This is a genomic window from Streptomyces aculeolatus, assembly GCF_020400605.1.
Lineage (GTDB): Bacteria > Actinomycetota > Actinomycetes > Streptomycetales > Streptomycetaceae > Streptomyces > Streptomyces aculeolatus.
The window spans coordinates 183,935-202,672 of record NZ_JAINRD010000004.1 but is presented as its reverse complement, the minus strand read 5'-3'; the positions used below and the strand labels follow the sequence as shown (position 1 = coordinate 202,672).

The 18,738-nt window shown below is 73.4% G+C and carries 12 protein-coding genes; 7 read left to right on the top strand and 5 right to left on the bottom strand.

Going from position 1 to position 18,738, the window contains the following annotated elements; genetic code table 11:
• The first annotated feature begins 48 nt into the window (after positions 1 to 48).
• Positions 49 to 1,062: a DNA polymerase III subunit delta gene (gene holA / locus LG396_RS09555; RefSeq protein ID WP_018834325.1), complete on the top strand. Its 1,014-nt coding sequence runs from the start codon at positions 49 to 51 to the stop codon at positions 1,060 to 1,062.
• A gap of 90 nt (positions 1,063 to 1,152) precedes the next feature.
• Here holA and LG396_RS09550 read toward each other — a convergent pair whose 3' ends face one another.
• Positions 1,153 to 2,016 carry a helix-turn-helix transcriptional regulator gene (locus LG396_RS09550; protein WP_225794397.1) on the bottom strand — a complete coding sequence of 288 codons (864 nt, stop codon included), beginning with the start codon at positions 2,014 to 2,016 and terminating at the stop codon, positions 1,153 to 1,155.
• A gap of 412 nt (positions 2,017 to 2,428) precedes the next feature.
• Between LG396_RS09550 and LG396_RS09545 the strand changes: the two genes are divergently transcribed.
• On the top strand, positions 2,429 to 5,896 hold the full coding sequence (locus LG396_RS09545) for a ThuA domain-containing protein (RefSeq protein WP_225794396.1): 3,468 nt from the start codon (positions 2,429 to 2,431) through the stop codon (positions 5,894 to 5,896).
• Between the two features lie 216 nt (positions 5,897 to 6,112).
• Positions 6,113 to 7,741: a sigma-70 family RNA polymerase sigma factor gene (locus LG396_RS09540; RefSeq protein ID WP_225794395.1), complete on the top strand. Its 1,629-nt coding sequence runs from the start codon at positions 6,113 to 6,115 to the stop codon at positions 7,739 to 7,741.
• A 3-nt stretch (positions 7,742 to 7,744) separates the two neighbouring features.
• Here LG396_RS09540 and LG396_RS09535 read toward each other — a convergent pair whose 3' ends face one another.
• The gene (locus LG396_RS09535; protein ID WP_225794394.1) at positions 7,745 to 8,506 is read right to left on the bottom strand and encodes a hypothetical protein; all 762 of its coding nucleotides are present in this window, start codon (positions 8,504 to 8,506) and stop codon (positions 7,745 to 7,747) included.
• Positions 8,507 to 8,793: 287 nt separating this feature from the next.
• Entirely contained in the window at positions 8,794 to 9,060 is a 267-nt protein-coding gene (gene rpsT, locus LG396_RS09530; protein WP_027741963.1) for a 30S ribosomal protein S20, read from the bottom strand.
• 191 nt (positions 9,061 to 9,251) lie between these two features.
• Here rpsT and lepA point away from each other — a divergent pair, with 191 nt between their 5' ends.
• The 4 genes from lepA to hemW all read left to right on the top strand — a co-directional run bounded on the left by lepA (position 9,252) and on the right by hemW (position 17,655).
• Positions 9,252 to 11,120: a translation elongation factor 4 gene (gene lepA / locus LG396_RS09525; RefSeq protein ID WP_225794393.1), complete on the top strand. Its 1,869-nt coding sequence runs from the start codon at positions 9,252 to 9,254 to the stop codon at positions 11,118 to 11,120.
• Positions 11,121 to 11,321: 201 nt separating this feature from the next.
• Positions 11,322 to 13,220: an AMP-dependent synthetase/ligase gene (locus LG396_RS09520; protein WP_225794392.1), complete on the top strand. Its 1,899-nt coding sequence runs from the start codon at positions 11,322 to 11,324 to the stop codon at positions 13,218 to 13,220.
• Positions 13,221 to 14,223: 1,003 nt separating this feature from the next.
• A complete protein-coding gene (locus LG396_RS09515; protein ID WP_443729176.1) occupies positions 14,224 to 16,308 on the top strand; it encodes a SpoIIE family protein phosphatase in 2,085 nt (694 codons plus the stop codon).
• 126 nt (positions 16,309 to 16,434) lie between these two features.
• Entirely contained in the window at positions 16,435 to 17,655 is a 1,221-nt protein-coding gene (gene hemW / locus LG396_RS09510; protein ID WP_225794391.1) for a radical SAM family heme chaperone HemW, read from the top strand.
• A 412-nt stretch (positions 17,656 to 18,067) separates the two neighbouring features.
• Here the strand turns inward: hemW and LG396_RS09505 are convergent, their stop codons facing one another.
• Together LG396_RS09505 and LG396_RS09500 are read right to left on the bottom strand one after the other, a co-directional pair.
• A complete protein-coding gene (locus tag LG396_RS09505; RefSeq protein ID WP_225794390.1) occupies positions 18,068 to 18,265 on the bottom strand; it encodes a hypothetical protein in 198 nt (65 codons plus the stop codon).
• A complete protein-coding gene (locus LG396_RS09500; RefSeq protein WP_225794389.1) occupies positions 18,262 to 18,687 on the bottom strand; it encodes a recombinase family protein in 426 nt (141 codons plus the stop codon). The genes LG396_RS09505 and LG396_RS09500 overlap by 4 nt, the downstream gene beginning before the upstream one ends.
• Positions 18,688 to 18,738: the final 51 nt, after the last annotated feature.

Below are 18,738 nucleotides of genomic sequence, written 5' to 3'. Positions count from 1 at the left end.
GCCCGCGGCCGCCGGCGGTGTCGTACCGGCGTGGGATGCTGTACGGCGATGGCAGCGACGACCCGGAACCCCAGGACCAGCAAGGGCGCAGGCAGCGGCGGCGACCCGCTCACCCCGGTCACGCTCGCCGTGGGCCAGGAGGACCTGCTGGTCGACCGCGCCGTGCAGGAGGTCGTGGCCGCGGCCCGCGCCGCCGACCCCGACACCGACGTGCGCGAGCTGACCCACGACGCCCTCCAGCCCGGCACGCTCGCCGAGCTGACCAGCCCCTCGCTCTTCGCCGAGCGCAAGGTCGTGGTCGTACGCGGCGCGCAGGACCTCGGCGCCGACGCGGTGAAGGACGTCAAGGCGTACGTGGCCGCCCCCGCCGACGAGATCACGCTGGTGCTCGCGCACGCCGGCGGCGCCAAGGGCAAGGGCCTGCTGGACGCCGCACGCAAGGCCGGCGCCCGGGTGGTCGACTGCGCGAAGGTGACCCGCCCCGCGGACCGGCTGGCCTTCGTGAAGGCCGAGTTCCGCGCCGTGGGCCGGACCGCGACGCCGTCCGCCTGCCAGGCGCTGGTGGACGCCATCGGATCCGACCTGCGGGAGATGGCCAGCGCCTGCGCGCAACTCGCGGCCGACGTGGAGGGCACGATCGACGACGCCGTCGTCGCGCGCTACTACACCGGCCGGGCCGAGACCTCCGGCTTCGAGGTCGCCGACCGCGCCGTCGAGGGCCGTACGGCGGAGGCCCTGGAGGCCCTGCGCTGGGCCCTGAGCACGGGCGTGGCCCCCGTCCTGCTCACCAGCGCCCTCGCCCAGGGCGTCCGCTCCATCGGCCGCCTCGCCTCGGCCCCCCGCGGCATGCGCCCCGCGGACCTGGCCCGCGAGCTGGGCATGCCGCCGTGGAAGGTGGACCGGGTCCGCCAGCAGATGCGCGGCTGGACCGCGGACGGCGTGGCCACGGCCCTGCGCGCGGTGGCCCGGGCCGACGCGGACGTCAAGGGCGGCTCCGACGACCCGGCCTACGCCCTGGAAAAGGCGGTGGTGGCCATCGCCACCGCCGCCCGCCCCCGCTGACGCATCCGGCCGGGCGTTCCGCCCGGCACCGGCACCCGCCCGCGAACACCCGCACCCGGACACCCGCGCCCGCACCGTGGCCGGGACGTGTCAGGAGGGCCGGGCATGGCGCAGGCGGAACGAACTCGGCGGTGTCCCGACCCGCTTGGTGAACAGCCGGGTGAAGTACCCCTGGTCGGGGTAGCCGACGCGGCGGGCGACCGCCGCGACGGTGAGGCCGGTGGTCGCCAGCAGGTCCTTCGCCAGGTTCAGGCGGGTGGTCAGGATGAACTCCTTGGGGCTGCAGCCGACCGCGCGCCCGACCGCGTCGCGCAGATCGTCGCGGGGGAGGGCGAGCCTGCGGGAGTGCTCGGGCACGGAGATCGGCAGCACGGCGGCTTCGGCGAACCGTTCGAGCACCGTGGGGACATGCCGCCCCGGGCCGGCCCGGCCGCGGCGCAGGGTGGCGAGGTACTCCTGGAGGCCGACCGCCGCGAACGAGGCGAAGTGCGGTTCGGTCTCGTCGCACACCGTCGCGAGCTTGCGGACGGCGCGGCGGACGGGCCCGGCCGAGGAGAGCCGGGTGACGATGTCGTCGGGGTGCCCGTTCTCCCCGTGGGCGGCCAGGGCCGTCCCCGTGAAGCCGGCGTAGCACTCCGACCAGTCCGCCGTACGCGGCCCGTAGCTGTGCTCCGTCCCGGGCGGGAGCCGCAGCAGCACGGGGGCGACCACGTCGACGGGTTCGCGCCCGCCCCAGGAGAGCCAGCCGGAGCCGGTGAGGACGACGAGCGCGACGTGGTGGTCGAAGACACGTGGCGCCTGGGGCAGGTGCAGGGGCCGCATCCCCACCGCCGTACAGGCCAGGGCCGGCCGCTGCGCGGCGGCGGGGCGGGGGAACGTGTGCTGCCAGTGGTCGCCGTGCTGCCGGCCCGCGGCCCAGTGTGCGTCCGGTGGGGGGTGTGCCTGTGTCTCCATGCCTCTCCAGGTCGGTTCCGTCTCGGTGTGGTGCCGCGCCGCGCCGCATGCCGTTGCGCGGCCCGGTCACGGAGGGGTGAGCCGGGCAACGGCGTGCGGGTCTCGTCGTTTTGCCAAGCCTTTACGCGGCGGAGGGGCCGGCGCGGCAGCCGCCGGTGGGATGACTTCGATGGGCAACCCAGGTGGTTTGTTTGACACTCGGCAGAAGTCGGCGAAAAGAATCCATGTACCGCCTGCGATTTCACTCTTGACGGTCCAAAGCCGGGTCGAAACCCTGCTTTCCGGACGGTGAACCTCTGCTATCCGCTCCGCCGCCGCAGGTACGAGCAGCCGGCCCCGACCAGCCGGCGCCCGCCGACCACGGGTCCGCTCGTGCCCGCGGTCTCCGACGACCAGGAACCAAGGAGCCGCCATGAGACGACGACCCATGCGACTACTACTGGCCCTGCTCTGCGCGGTCCTCCTCACGGGCGGGCTGGCCGCGCCGGCCGCCGCTCACGAGGAGGGCCTCCACGTGCTGGTGTTCAGCAAGACGGCAGCCGGCGCGTACCGGCACGACTCGATCCCTGCGGGCATCAAGATGTTCGAGGAGCTGGCCGCCGAACGCGAGTGGGAGCTGACGAAGAGCGAGGACTCCTCGGTCTTCAACGACGAGCAACTCGCCGGGTACGACGCGGTGGTGATGCTCCAGACGTCCGGCATGGTGTGGGAGGACGACGCCCAGCGCCAGGCGATGCGGACGTACGTGAACAACGGCGGCGGCGTCGTGGCCATCCACAACACCCTCGACATGGGGATCGAGAACGAGTTCCCGTGGTGGGACGAACTGGTCAACGGCGGCGCGAGCATGCCCGCCCACGCGGCAGGCGGGCAGGAGGCCACCGCGAAGGTCGCCGACCGCGTCCACCCGTCGACCAGGGACCTGCCGGACCGCTGGGTGCGCACGGAGGAGTGGTACAACTTCGACGCCAACCCGCGCGGTGACGTGCACGTTCTGGTCACCGCCGACGAGACGACGTACGACCCGGGCAGCGAGGCCATGGGCGCCGACCACCCGATCTCCTGGTGCCGCGACGCCGAGGGCGGCAGGGTCTGGGCCACCGCGATGGGCCACGACGCAGCCGCGTACGGCGAGGCCGCGTTCCGCGACCACATAGCGGGCGGCGTGGAATCGGCGGGCGGCGCGGCCGAAGCGGACTGCGGGCCGACGACCTGGTCCGACTACGAGAAGGTACCGCTGGACGAGAGCACCGTCGGGCCCTCCTCCCTCGACGTCGCCGACGACGGCCGCGTCTTCTACGCCGAGTACGGCGGCAAGGTGAAGGTCCACAAGCCGGACACGGGCCAGGTGTCGACCGCGGGCACCGTCGATGTCTACACGGGCGGTGAGGACGGCCTGACCGGGCTGGCTCTCGACCCGGACTTCGCCGCCAACAACTGGATCTATCTGATGTACTCGCCCGCCGGCGGGAACGAGGACATCGCGCGGGTGTCCCGGTTCACCGTGAGTGGCGACTCGCTGGACATGTCCAGCGAGAAGGTGCTGATGAAGGTGCCGTCGTCGCGGCAGTCCCCGGAGCCGGGGCACACCGGGGGTTACCTCACCTTCGGGCCGAACAAGGATCTCTACATCGGCACCGGCGACGACATCGAGCCCTTCCGGTCCGACGGGTACGCGCCGATCGACGAGCGCAACGCGAACAACGACGTCCAGGCGACCTCGGCCAACACCAACGACCTGCGCGGCAAGATCCTGCGCATCCACCCGGAGGACGACGGCACCTACAGCGTCCCCGACGGCAACATGTTCCCGGCCGGGACGGCGAAGACGAAGCCCGAGATCTACGCGATGGGCTTCCGCAACCCGTTCCGCTTCTCCGTCGACCCCGAGGACGGCACGCTCTACGCCGCCGACTACGGCGCGGACGCCGGCGGTGACGACCCCGACCGGGGCCCGGCGGCGACCGTGGAGTGGAACGTGGTCGAGGAACCGGGGTTCTACGGCTGGCCGTACTGCGTCGGCGACAACATCCCGTACAACGACTACGACTTCGCCACCGGGGAGTCCGGGCCGAAGTTCGACTGCGACGCCCCGGTCAACGACTCGCCGAACAACACCGGCCTGACCGACCTGCCGGCCGCGAAGAAGGCCGACGTCTGGTACGGCAACGGCGCCAACGGCAACAAGTTCCCCGAGATGGGCGGCGGCGGCGAGGCGCCGGCGGCGTTCCCCGTGTACAAGTACGACCCGGACAACCCGTCGGAGACGAAGTTCCCCGAGTACTTCGACGACACCCCGTTCTTCGGTGAGTGGTCGCGCAACAGGCTGCACGAGTTCCGGCTGGACGACGACGGGAAGCTGCTGAAGATCAACGACCTGCTGTCGGACATGAGCTTCAAGTCGCCCATGGACATGAAGTTCGGCCCGGACGGGGCGATGTACCTGCTGGAGTGGGGCTCCGGCTTCGGCCGCGACAACCCGGACTCGGGCCTGTACCGCATCGACTACACCACCGGCGACAAGCGGCCGATCGCCAAGGCCGCGGCGACCCCGTCCTCCGGACCCGGCCCGCTTCAGGTGACGTTCTCCAGTGAGGGGTCGAGCGATCCGGAGGGCACCGGCCTCACCTACCAGTGGACGTTCGGCGACGGCGCCACCTCGACGGAGGCGAACCCCACGCACACGTACGAGAAGAACGGCCAGTTCAACGTGTCCCTCAAGGTGACCGACGCCGGCGGCAAGACCGGCACGGCGAACGTGACGGTGACCTCCGGCAACACCGCGCCGAAGGTGGAGCTGTCGATTCCGGACGGCGGCATGTTCGAGTGGGGCGAGCCCATCCCGTACACGGTGAAGGTCACCGATCCCGAGGACGGCACGATCGACTGCGGCAAGGTCAGGACCGTGCCCTCGCTGGGACATGACGACCACGCCCACGACACCGACGCGGTCACCGGCTGCTCGGGCACGATCACCCCGGCGACCGACTCGGCCCACGCCGGCCTCGACGTCTCCTACGTCGTGGCCTCGACCTACACGGACGGCGGAGCCGACGGCGTGCCGGCGCTGACCGGCAGCGCGAAGGCGGTGCTCCAGCCCAAGCACAAGCAGGCCGAGTTCTTCGGTGAGCAGTCCGGCGTGCGGATCGTCTCCCAGGGCGGCGCCGAGTCCGGCGCGCGGATCGGCGACATCAGCGACAACGACTGGGTCTCGTACGCGCCGGTGAACTTCACCGGCATCGACAAGGTGTCGCTGCGGCTGTCCTCGCCGTCCGGCGGCGGCACCGTCGAACTGCGCGACGGCGCACCCGACGGTCCGCTCATCGCGTCCGTGCCGGTCGAGGGCACCGGCGGCTGGGACGACTACGCGAGCACGCCGGCGGTGGACGTCACCGGGCCGGACGGGACCACCGAGATGTTCATGGTCTTCAGGACGTCCGCCGACAACTCGTACGACATCGACTCGATGACCTTCGAGGGCCCGGGTGTCGGCGGAGGCACCGGCGCCACCGGCAAGCAGATCGTCGGCATCGGCGGCAAGTGCGCCGACGTGGAGGGCCGGAGCACGGACAACGGGACCAAGGTCCAGCTGTGGGGGTGCAACGGCGACGCCAACCAGAAGTGGGCCGCTGTCGACGGCACGCTGCGCTCCCTCGGCAAGTGCCTGGACGTCGACAAGCAGGCCACGGAGGATGGCACGAAGGTCCAGCTCTGGGAGTGCAACGGCGGCGCCAACCAGGACTGGTCGGTGGAGCCGGACGGCACGGTCCGCAACCGCGGCAAGTGCCTCGACGCCGAGGGCGGCAGCTCGGCCGACGGCACCCCGTTGATCGTCTGGGACTGCCACGGAGGCGCCAACCAGAAGTGGGCCCTCACGTGACCGGCCCCGCCTGACCGCCTGACCGCAACCGGCCCCGGTGCACCGCGCTGCACCGGGGCCGGTTGCCCCGCTGTCCCTGCGCCCCGCCCCGCGCGTCTCCTGCGGTACGACCGTCCCCGTCGAGTAAAGAACTCGTCAAGTCGCGGGACCGTGCGGCCGTGGCCGCTCTGAGTGGGACACGTTTTCCCCTGCCGCCCAGCCACGGAATGACCAGCCATGACCGCCATGCATGACAGCACCGCCGGTGCCGCCGCCGGTGCCGCGGGCAGCGATGCCGACCTCGCCTTCGTCATCCGCACCGGCTCGCCCCCCGCCGCCGAGGCGGCGCTCGACGAGATCTACCGGCGGCACCGCGGCCCGGTGCTGGCGTACGCGCGCAGCTGCACCCGCGACTCGTACACCGCGGAGGACCTGGCCTCGGAGGCGTTCGCCCGCACGCTGCGCGCCGTGCGCGGCGGCCGCGGCCCGGACGGCGCCTGGCGGCCGTACCTGCTGACGACCGTGCGCCGCACCGCCGCCGCGTGGTCCCGTACCGACCGCCGCACCCGCCTCGCACCGGACTTCGAAGCCTGGCTGACCCAGGAGAGCAGCGAGGAGCAGGTGCTGCGCCGGGAGGACGCCGAACTGGTGCTGCGCGCCTTCCGCAGCCTCCCCGAGCGGTGGCAGACCGCGCTGTGGCACTCGGCCGTCGAGGGCGAGCCGCCGGACCGCATCGCGCCGCTGCTCGGGCTCAGCCCGAGCGGTGTCACCTCGCTCACGGCGCGGGCCCGCGAGGGGCTGCGGGAGGCGTACATGGCGGTGCACGCTGCGGACGGGACGGCGCCGGAGGAGTGCCGCCACTACTCCGGGCTGCTGGCCGCCTCGATACGCCGGGCCGGGCGGCGCGGGCGGGTGCACCGGGGGCTGCAGCGCCACCTGGCCCGCTGCTCCCGCTGCCGCCGCGCCGGCATGGAGCTGCGCGAACTCAACGGCTCCCTGCGGGCCGTACTCCCGCTGGGCGTCCTGCTGTGGGCCGGGACGTCGTACGGTGCGAAGCCCGCAGCGGCGACCGCGGCCGGCGGCGGCGCCGCGGCCGGCGCGTCCGCCGGGCTGGGTGCCTCCGCCGGGCTGGGCGCGGCCGTCAAGGCGGGCGTCGTCGGCGCCTCGGTGCTCGTCGTCTCGCTCGGTGCCCACACGTTCTTCCCGGACCGCGACGTGGCCCCGGGACCCGTGCCGCACCCGTCCCGCACCGCCGCGCCGTCCACCCCGGCCCCCGAGCCCGCCCCGGAGCGCAGCGTCCGCGCCGACCCGGCTCCGCCGGCCCGTACTTCGCCGCCGGCCGGCACCACGCCGCCGAGCACCGCCCCGCCGGCGAAGGCGACCGCGCCGCCGTCCTGGGAGCCGGCCGCCGACGAGCGCACCGGGCTGCCGATCCTCGCCACCGGCCGCTGCATGGACATCTCCGCGGCCGAGGGCGCGGAGCCGTACGAGGCCGTGTGCGACGGCGGCCGGAGCCAGCAGTGGGAGCTGCTGGTCGACCGGCCGGGCCAGGAGGTGCGGCTCCGCAACCACGCGACGGGCATGTGCCTCACCCACACCGGCACCGAGGCCGACGGCGCCCCCGTACGGCAGCGGCGTGCCGCCTGCGGGTCGTCCGCGGAGACGGCGCGCTGGACGTACTACCGCGAGGGGACGGACGCCGTCGTCTTTGCGCAGTGGGGCTCGGCCTCGCACTTCCTGGGCCTCGACCAGTGGCACGGGGCCGCCGAAGGCAAGCCGCACGCCCCGGACATCGGCACGACGGCGAACTACTACAACACCCCGTCGCTCCGCTTCCGCTACGAGGGCGACGCCTTCGGCGGCTGAGGGTCAGGAGACGAAGCCGCGCGTGACGTGGGTGCCCGCGCCGTCGTCCACCGCCTCGTAGCCGGACTCGCCGACGCAGTCGCTGTACTCGTACCTGCCCCGGGTCGTGCCGCTCAGGCCGCCCGCGTCGGTCGAGGTGGGGCCGCCGAAGACGACGTCGGACCGGGGCATCTCGGCGCAGCTCGGGATGCCGGCGTAGTACTCCACGAACCCCACCTGGGAGCCCTGGAGCCTGCCGGAGCCCGCAGGCAGCGTCCACTCGCCCAGGTGCACGGCCTCGCCGGTGACCGTGTCCGTCGCCGTGCCGGCCCAGGTGGTGGTCCCGGTCTGCGCGACCTTGATGTCGTACCGGTGTCCGTACACGGCGTCGAAGTCCACCGCGCACGTGACCCCCGGCCCGCCGTCCGCGCCCTCGTGGCAGAGCGGGTCGGAGGTGGTGGCGCCGGCGGTGAAGGTGGAGAAGCGGGCGGAGAGCCGCTCGGAGCCGTTCTGGTCCTCCCGGGGCTGGAGGCCCGTGTACCCCATGCCGTCGGCGAAGCTGTACTGCTGGGCGAAGTAGATCCCGGCCTTGTGGGCTGTCGCGGGGTTCACCGTGACGGGGAAGGTGATGTTGGTCAGCCCGTCCTCCGGGACCCCGTCGATGGACCAGGCGACCAGGGCGTTCCCGCCGCCGACGCTCGCGGCCGCCACGTGGGGCGCGCCGAGGACCAGCGCTGCCGCCGCGGCGGCCGTGGCGCATCTGCGCAGGTTCACGAGTAGAGACATGTGGAGTCCTCGCTTCGGTGTGGGGGGCTGCCGGCCGCCGCCCGGCCGGGCGGCGGACATGACCCTGACAAGGACCGTGCTACGCGCGGACCGAACCGGAAATGGACTCCTTCGCCCCCGTTGATGGACTCTCTGCACCCGCACCGGCGGCAGCGCCGCGGCCCCGGACACAGCGATGCCCCCGGAGTGGGTCCGGGGGCATCGGCGTAGCGTGGCGTACTACGAAGTCTGTCCGCGAGCCGGGGTAGAGGGCCCGGCCGTCGTCGCGGAGTCTTCCGGGGCTGCTGTCAGCCCTGGAGGGCCTGGACGCGCTTGGCCAGCGCGGCCTTCTTGTTGGCCGCCTGGTTCTTGTGGATGACGCCCTTGCTGACGGCCTTGTCCAGCTTGCGGGCGGCGGCGCGCTGCGCCTCCACGGCCTTGCCGGCGTCCCCGGCCTCGACGGCCTCACGGGTACGGCGGATCGCGGTGCGCAGCTCCGACTTCACGGCCTTGTTGCGCAGCCGGGCCTTCTCGTTGGTCTTGATCCGCTTGATCTGGGACTTGATGTTCGCCACGTAGCTGCCTCTTGAAGATGTTCGAAGATCGTCCTTGAGGACCTGAACTGCCGGACCTCACCGGGTCCAGACACAGTGGCTCAGGCTACCAGCAGCCAGGACGGCCGCCCAAACCGTCCCCGGCCCCGCGCGCATGGGACCATGGGGGCGACGAGTGCAGACACGCCCCTCCCTCCCGACAGGACCCCTAGGTGCCCGCGACCGAAACCACCGTGCCGCAGCCCAGCCGTACCGAGCCCGCGCTGATCCGCAATTTCTGCATCATCGCGCACATCGACCACGGCAAGTCGACGCTGGCCGACCGCATGCTCCAGATCACCGGAGTCGTCGACACGCGCCAGATGCGCGAGCAGTACCTCGACCGTATGGACATCGAGCGCGAGCGCGGCATCACGATCAAGTCCCAGGCCGTGCGCATGCCGTGGTCGCCCACGGACGGCGGGAGCAGCGGCGGGGCGCACATCCTCAACATGATCGACACCCCCGGGCACGTCGACTTCACGTACGAGGTCTCCCGCTCCCTCGCCGCCTGCGAGGGCTGCGTGCTGCTGGTGGACGCCGCCCAGGGCATCGAGGCGCAGACCCTCGCGAACCTCTACCTCGCGATGGAGAACGACCTCACGATCATCCCGGTCCTGAACAAGATCGACCTGCCCGCCGCGCAGCCGGAGAAGTTCGCCGCCGAGCTGGCCGGGCTCATCGGCTGCGACCCCGCCGACGTGCTGCGGGTCTCGGCGAAGACCGGCGAGGGCGTCGAGCAGCTGCTCGACGAGGTGGTCCGGCAGGTGCCGGCGCCGGTGGGGGTCAAGGACGCGCCCGCCCGCGCGATGATCTTCGACTCGGTCTACGACTCGTACCGCGGCGTGGTGACGTACGTGAAGGTCGTCGACGGCACGCTCGGCAGGCGCGAGCGGATCAAGATGATGTCGACCGGTGCCCAGCACGAGCTGCTGGAGATCGGCACGAACTCGCCCGAGATGACCCCGGCCGACGGCCTGTCCGTCGGCGAGGTCGGCTATCTGATCACCGGCGTCAAGGACGTCCGCCAGTCCAAGGTCGGCGACACCGTCACCCGCCTCAGCAAGGGCGCCACCGAGCCGCTCGGCGGTTACAAGGACCCCAAGCCGATGGTGTTCTCCGGGCTCTACCCGGTCGACGGCTCCGACTACCCCGAGCTGCGCGACGCGCTGGACAAGCTCCAGCTCAACGACGCCGCGCTGGTCTACGAGCCGGAGACCTCCGCGGCCCTCGGCTTCGGCTTCCGCGTCGGCTTCCTCGGCCTGCTGCACCTGGAGGTCATCCGGGAGCGGCTGGAGCGCGAGTTCAACCTCGACCTGATCGCCACCGCGCCCAACGTGATCTACCGCGTCGTGCTGGAGGACCGCACCGAGCACGTCGTCACCAACCCCAGCGAGTTCCCGGTCGGCAAGATCGAGGAGGTCTACGAGCCGGTCGTACGGGCGACGGTCCTCACCCCCAGCGAGTACATCGGCGCGGTCATGGAGCTGTGCCAGAACCGCCGCGGCACGCTGCTCGGCATGGACTACCTCTCCGAGGAGCGCGTCGAGATCCGCTACACGCTGCCGCTCGCCGAGGTCGTCTTCGACTTCTTCGACCAGCTCAAGTCCAAGACCCGCGGCTACGCCTCCCTCGACTACGAGCCGACCGGCGAGCAGAGCAGCCAGCTCGTCAAGGTCGACATCCTGCTGCACGGCGACAAGGTCGACGCCTTCTCCGCGATCACGCACAAGGACAAGGCGTACGCCTACGGCGTGCGGCTCGTCGCCAAGCTGAAGGAGCTGATCCCGCGGCAGGCGTTCGAGGTGCCGGTGCAGGCGGCGATCGGCTCGCGCGTCATCGCCCGCGAGACCATCCGCGCCATCCGCAAGGACGTCCTCGCCAAGTGCTACGGCGGTGACATCTCCCGCAAGCGGAAGCTGCTGGAGAAGCAGAAGGAGGGCAAGAAGCGGATGAAGATGGTCGGCAGCGTGGAGGTGCCGCAGGACGCGTTCATCGCCGTGCTGTCCTCGGACGACGGCGACAGCAAGGCGAAGAAGTAGCCGAGGGGGACCAGCCGCGGCGGGCGGCGGCGGTGGCGGGCGGGAAGCGGAATCGTACGGACCGGGCCGGCGCGGCAGGCGCCCGCCGGCCCGGCTTCGAGACCTATCCGACGCCTTGCAGACCCTTACGTCGCTCGCAGTCACCCTCTAATCTGCTGGTTACTCGCCAGTTACCAGCGAAGAGCAGGGCCGGAGGATGCAGTGACCGAGACCGAATCCCAGACGAAGCTGGACAGCCGCCCGCCGTCCGTCGCCACGCTCTTCCTTGACCGCGTCGAGTCCACCCCCGAGCGGGAGGCGTTCCAGTACCCGGTGCCCGCCGCCGGCGGCTCCGGCGCGGGCGACGAGTGGCGGTCGCTGACCTGGGCGCAGTCCGCCGAGCGGGTCTTCGCGATCGCCGCCGGGCTGCTCGACCTCGGCCTGCAGTCCGAGGAGCGGGTCGCGGTCGCGTGCAACACCCGCCTGGAGTGGATCCTCACCGACCTCGGCATCCTCTGCGCCGGCGGGGCCAACACGACGGTCTACCCGAGCACCAACGCCGAGGAGACCGCGTACATCCTGGCCGACTCCGGCAGCCGCGTGCTCGTCGCCGAGGACGCCGCCCAGCTCGCCAAGGCGCGCGAGATGCGGGCGGGGCTGCCGGACCTGAAGCACGTCGTCGTGGTCGAGGCCGCGGACGCCGTCGCCGCGGAGGGCGACCCGGACGGCTGGGTGCTCTCGCTGGCCGAGCTGGAGCGCCGCGGCGCCGAGTACCTGGAGAAGCACCCCGAGGCCGTACGGGAGCACATCCGTGCCCTGCGCCCCGACCAGCTCGCCACCCTCATCTACACCTCCGGCACCACCGGCCGGCCCAAGGGCGTCCGGCTGGCGCACGACTCCTGGTCGTACATGGGCTACGCCATCGAGGGCATCGAGCTGGTCATGCCCGACGACGTGCAGTACCTGTGGCTGCCGCTCGCGCACGTCTTCGGCAAGGTGCTCACCGCCGGGCACATCAAGGTCGGGCACGTGATGGCCGTCGACGGCCGGATCGACAAGATCATCGAGAACCTGCCGGTCGTCCGGCCCACCCAGATGTGCGGCGTCCCGCGGATCTTCGAGAAGGTGTACAACGGCGTGGCCGCCAAGGCGAAAGCCGGCGGCGGCGCCAAGTACAAGATCTTCCTGTGGGCCGCCGAGGTCGCCCGCGAGTACGCGCGCGTCACCCAGGACAACCACCGCCGCACCGGCAGGCGCACCGCTCCCGCCGGCCTGCGGGCCAAGCACGCCCTCGCCGACAAGCTCGTATACGGCAAGTTCCGCGCCGCCTTCGGCGGCCGGATGCGCGGCATGGTCTCCGGCTCCGCGGCCCTCGCCCCCGAGATCGGCTACTTCTTCGACGGCGCCGGTGTCCCCATCCTGGAGGGCTACGGCCTCACCGAGTCGGCCGCCGCCAGCTTCTGCAACCGCCTGGAGACCTACCGCACCGGCACCGTCGGCAAGCCGCTGCCCGGCTGCGAGGTGCGGATCGCCGACGACGGCGAGATCCTGCTCCGCGGCCCCGGCATCATGCAGGGCTACCACGGCCTGCCGGAGAAGACCGCCGAGGTGCTGGAGGACGACGGCTGGTTCCACACCGGCGACATCGGCGAGCTGTCCGACGACGGCTTCCTGCGCATCACCGACCGCAAGAAGGACCTGATCAAGACCTCCGGCGGCAAGTACATCGCGCCGAGCGAGGTCGAGGGCCAGTTCAAGGCCGTGTGTCCGTACGTCGGCTCGATCCTCGTCATCGGCGCCGACCGCAACTTCTGCACCGCGCTGATCTCCCTGGACGAGGCGGCGCTCGCCGGCTGGGCGAAGGAGAACGGCCTGGAGGACCGGCCGTACGCGGAGCTGGTCGCCTCGCCGGAGGCGCGGGAGCTGGTCGAGGGCTACGTCAAGCAGCTCAACGAGCGGCTGCAGCGCTGGCAGATGATCAAGAAGTTCCGGATCCTGCCGCGGGACCTCGACGTCGAGCACGGGGAGCTGACGCCGAGCCTGAAGCTGAAGCGGCCGGTGGTGGAGAAGGAGTACAAGGACCTCATCGAGGACATGTACGCGGGCGCCAGGGAAGCCTGAGGCGAGGTTCCCCCGGACGGAGCCCGCGCGGCGCCCCACGCGGCGCCCGCGCGGGCGGAAGTCCCCTGTCCCGGTGGCCGCTTGCGGCCCGGCCGGAGTTCGTCAGTCCCTCGCGCCGGTGGCCGGTTGCCGCCCCTTCCGCGTCCGCGCGCCCGCTGCCGGCCACGGGGTGCGCGAAGGGCGTTCAGGGGTGTGCGGGCGGCGTGGGCGTCGCCGGACACGCCCCTCGTGCGGGCGATGCGCGTGATCACGTTGACGGCGGGTGCGGGGCCCGCGGCGGGGTGTTTCCGGGGGTGCGGCGGCGGGTTCCGAGGTCTCGTACGCACGCATGTCCACCGCGGTGAGCTGTGCTTTCGCCGCTGCGGCGGCCCATGGCCCGCGCCGCTCGGCACCGGCGGGAAGGGCCGGGCGGGGGTGGCCGGAGGGGGTAATCCCGGCGGCACGGCGGAGGTCGGATGGGCCATATCCGGTCACCAGTTGTGTCACTTGGTGCATCTGGGCGGGCTCAGTCTGTCACTCTGGCTGCGTGGGGAACGCCCGTATGCCGGGAATGGGCCGGGAGAGGACAGTGGGGACGACCTTCGCAGTGCAGTCCGTACGTCGATCCACCGTGGTGGTGTCGGTCGTACGCAGAGAGCCCGCGGAGCCGGACGGCGGGGACGGTGGGGACGGCGGAGGCCGCGCGGAAGGCGCCGACGACGCGGACGGCAACGGCGGTGCGGACGACGTGCCGGCACCCGGTGGCCAGGCCCGCGGCGACGGCGGTGCCGGGCCGGGCGGTACGGGCGGGGGCGGCGCGGAGGGGGAGGCGGCGGACGACGGCGCGGACGCCTCGGCGGCGCGGGCGGAGCCCGCGGCACCGGCGGCACAGGGGACAGCTGAGGAGCCGGCGGCACCTGAAGCGCCTGCGGCACCCGCGACTTCCGCGGACGGCGGCACGGCCGCCTCCGCGGCGCCGCAGCCCGTAGCGAACGCTGACGCAGCGCCCGGAGCGAACGCTGACGTGGCGCCCGGAGCGACGGCAGATGAGACCCCTGGCACGCAGGGCGTGACCGACGTCGCGCTGACCCTCGCCGCCGGGATGCCCGCCGCCGGGGCGGCCCGCCGGTTCGTACGCGAGCTGCTCGCCGGCCGCGCCGGGCCCGAGGTCGACGACGCCGAGCTGCTGACCAGCGAGCTGGTCACCAACGCCGTGGTGCACGCCGGCACCGACGTACGGGTGCGCTGCCGCCTGGTCGCCGAGGACGCCGTCGCCGCCGGCCTCGCGCGCGACGGTGCCGACGGTGACGGCCCGGCCGCGGAGCCGACCCTGCTGGTGGAGGTCACCGACGGGCACGCGGCCCGGGTGATGCCGCTGCCGGCGCCGGAGGAGTCGTACGGCTACGGCCTGCAGCTCGTCGCCGCGCTGGCCGACGCCTGGGGCGTGGAGCACCGGCGCAGTGAGAAGACCGTCTGGTTCCGGATGGGCCCGCTGCGCGAGGTCGGGGACGGGACGGCCGTCGGGGACCCGGCCGCAGCCGAGCCCGGGACGGAGTCGGGGACGGAGTCCGGGTCGGAGCCCGGCGATGCCGAGGCGTACGCCGGCCGGGACGCCGCGCCGGACGACGGGACCCACGGCCGGGGCGTACCGCACCACGCGGACGGCTCCGGCGGCGACACCGTGCGCGGCGCGCACGACCTCGCCGACGACGAGGCCGACCTGCACGTCGCCCACACCGCCGCGCTCCGCCTGCCCAGCCAGGCCACGGCGCACACCCCGCGCAGCGCCACCGACCCCGAGCTGCGCGGCGGAGGGCCCTGGGCCGGCGTCGGCGCGTTCTCGTTCCTCGCCGAGACCTCCGACATGCTCGCCGGCCAGTTCGACGAGGACATGGTCGCCTCCCTTGCCACCCAGCTCCTGGTGCCGCGGCTCGCCGACTGGAGCGCCGTCTGGCTCGAAGGCACCGCCGGCGCCGAGCCCCGCCTCGCGCAGGTCTGGCACGCCGCGGAGGAGCGGATCTCGCCGCTCCGCCGCGCCCTGGAGCAGTGCCCGCTGCCGCCGCCCGACGCCCGCCCCGTACCGGTGTCCTGGCCCGGCGGGACCGGCGGCGTCGCCCGCGGCCCGGGGGACGCCGGCTACGGTCTCGGCGGCCCCGCGCTGGCCTGCCCGCTGGTCGCCGGCGGCCGCCGCGTCGGCACACTGCTCTTCGGCCGTGCCGGCGTCGCCCGCATCGGCGGAGACGTCGTCGCCGTCGTCACGGACTTCGCCCGCCGCGTCGCGCACGCCGTCTCCGCCGCCCGCCAGTACACGCGCCAGGTGACCATCAGCGAGGTGCTCCAGCGGGGCCTGCTGCCCAGCGGTATCGCGGAGATGCCGGCCATGGACACGGCCGTCGTCTACGAGCCGGCCGAGGGCGCCGCCGCGGGCGGCGACTTCTACGACCTCTTCCCCAGCGGCAGCGACCGCTGGTGCTTCGCGCTCGGCGACGTCTGCGGCCAGGGCCCCGAGGCGGCGGTCGTCACCGGCATGGCACGGCCGGTGCTGCGGCTGCTGGCGCGCGAGGGCTACGGCGTCGCCGACGTCCTGGCGGGCCTGAACCGCACGCTCGTGGAGCACGCCTTCGAGGCGGTGGAGGCGGCGACGGCGTTCGGCCTGCCGCCGGAGCAGGCGCGGTTCCTGTCGCTGCTGTACGGGGAGCTGGTGCCGTACGAGCACGACCGCGGCGGCGTCCGCTGCACCGTGGCCAGCGCCGGCCACCCGCTGCCGCTGCTGCTGCGCAGCGACGGCGGGGTACGGGCGGCGGCGGACGCGCAGCTGCTGCTCGGGGTGCTGGACGACGCGGAGTACTACAGCCAGTCGTTCGACCTGGAGCCCGGCGACACGCTGCTGTGCGTGACGGACGGGGTGACGGAGCGCCGCTTCGGGGACCGGCTGTTCGACGACGGCGACGGGCTGGCGGAGGCCCTGTCGTGCTGCACGGGGCTGGGCGCGGCGGCGGTGGCGGAGCGGATCAGGACGGCGGTGCACGACTTCGCGCCGGTGCCGCCGCGGGACGACCTGGCGATGATGGTGCTGCAGGCGAGGGGAACGGAGCGGGGCGGGTACTGAGGCGGGACCGGGGCTGAGCCGAGAGCGGAGGCCCGGGGCCGGGCACCAGCACCAGGCGTCAGGGGCCGGGGGAGTCGCGGCCCCGGGGAGTCGGGGCTTTCCGCCGGGCGGGGGACAATGGGGCGTATGCCCTCCGTACTGCCCGATGGCGAGCCCGCGCCCGAGGACGGGACCCTGCCCGCCGAGGCACTGGCCGGGGCGCCCGACCGCCCCCTCGGCTTCTACGCCCACGTCCCGTACTGCGCCACCCGCTGCGGGTACTGCGACTTCAACACCTACACCGCGGCAGAGCTGCGCGGCACGTCCCGCGACGACTACGCGGCCACGTTCGCCGAGGAGGTCCGCCTCGCCCGCAAGGTGCTCGGCGACGACCCGCGCGAGGTCGAGACGGTGTTCTTCGGCGGCGGTACGCCCACGCTGCTGCCGGCGGCGGACCTGGGGCGGATGCTGGGCGCGATCCGCTCGGAGTTCGGCCTCGCGGCGGACGCGGAGGTGACGACGGAGGCCAATCCGGAGTCGGTGGATCCGGCGTATCTGGCGGAGCTGCGGGAGGCCGGGTTCAACCGGATCTCGTTCGGCATGCAGAGCGCGCGGGAGCACGTGCTGCGGGTGCTGGACCGTACCCACACGCCGGGCCGGCCGGAGGCGTGCGTGGCGGAGGCGCGGGCGGCGGGGTTCGAGCACGTGAACCTGGACCTGATCTACGGCACGCCGGGGGAGACGGACGACGACTGGCGGGCGTCGCTGGCGGCGGCGCTGGGGGCGGGCCCCGACCACGTGTCGGCGTACGCGCTGATCGTGGAGGAAGGCACGCAGCTGGCGCGGCGGATCCGGCGGGGGGAGGTGCCGCCGACGGACGACGACGAACACGCGGACAGGTACCTGATCGCCGAGGAGGCGCTGTCGGCGGCGGGGATGGACTGGTACGAGGTGTCGAACTGGGCGGTGCCGGGGGACGCCGCCCGCTGCCGGCACAACGAGCTGTACTGGACGGGCGCGGACTGGTGGGGCGCGGGCCCGGGGGCGCACAGCCACGTGGGCGGGGTGCGGTGGTGGAACGTCAAGCACCCGGCGCCGTACGCGTCGGCGCTGGCGGCGGGCCGGTCGCCGGCGGCGGGCCGGGAGGTGCTGACGGAGGAGGACCGCAGGGTGGAGCGGATCCTGCTGGAGCTGAGGCTGTCGGCGGGCTGCCCGGTGTCCCTGCTGCGCCCGGCGGGGGCGGAGGCGGCGTCGCGGGCGGTAGGGGACGGCCTCCTGGAGCGCGGTCCTTACGAGGCGGGGCGGTTGGTGCTGACGCTGAGGGGCCGCCTGCTGGCGGACGCGGTGGTCCGGGACCTGGTGGACTGAAACCCCGCCGGGAGCATCGCCGCGGACGGGGCGGACGACCGCCCGCCGCGGACGGGGCGGACGATCCCGGACGACCCACGATCCCCGCACACCCGCCCAAGGGTAGGCGCCTCCGCTGACAACGCGGGTTCACCGAGGCCGGAGCGGGGCCGGGGGCGCGGTTGCGGTCGGGTCGGCAGGCGGGTGCGTGCGGATGGGCGAAAGTCGGCCCTCGAGGGCGGATTCGGGCCGAATCGGGGGGTGTTACCGCGAGTTACGACCCGATTCCTCCGCCGATCCCGTACGCGTACGCGCCCGCCCGCCGGACCCATGCGGCGGGCGGGGCGCGCGCCCCCGGGCGGTCGTGAGTACCGTCGCCCGCCCCGGGTCCGCCTCCCGGCCGCCGTCTGCCCCGGTGGCCGGGAGGCGGGGTTCAGTGGGGATGGCGGCGAATGAGGACGTTGGCGTCGCTGACCGCCGACAAGTCGCCTTTCCCGCGGGCCCTGGTCCGGTCCGCCGCCAGTTCGGCGCACCTGCCGCAGCCGGGCGCCGGAGCGGCGTCCACGGGCGGGAACACGTCGGGCAGGTGGATCGGGTCGGCCGTGGAGGTACGGCGTGGGGGAGTGGTCACGGTCGTCCCTTCAGTGACAGCGGGGCACCGGCGGTGACGCGCCCGTGGCCCGGTTCGAGGTCGTTCTCTCCCGCGGTGGTGACGCAGTGGCCGCCCGCCCGGCGGACCGCGTGGCGCAGGATCGCACTGTCCCCCCGGTCCCAACTGATGCGGTCCCACGTGTCCACGAGGCACACCGCGGGGCCGGCGGCCTGGCGCATGGCGTAGGCGAGCATCCCCCACCGCACCCGCCGCCACGCGCACAGCGCCTGATCCCCGCGGTCCACCCACTCCCCGGCAACCACCCAGCCCTGCGCGACGGCATACCGGCGGCAGCGGTCTATGCGCTCGTCCAGGGCCGCGGTCGTCGGTGTGGCGTGCCGGTCGTAGATGAACGCCAGCGTGGGCCGGGGCGGGTCGGGGGTGGTGCCGGGAGTCTCCATCACGCTCACCTGTCGTCGGTGATCAGGTCGTCACCGACCGTAGAGGCGGCT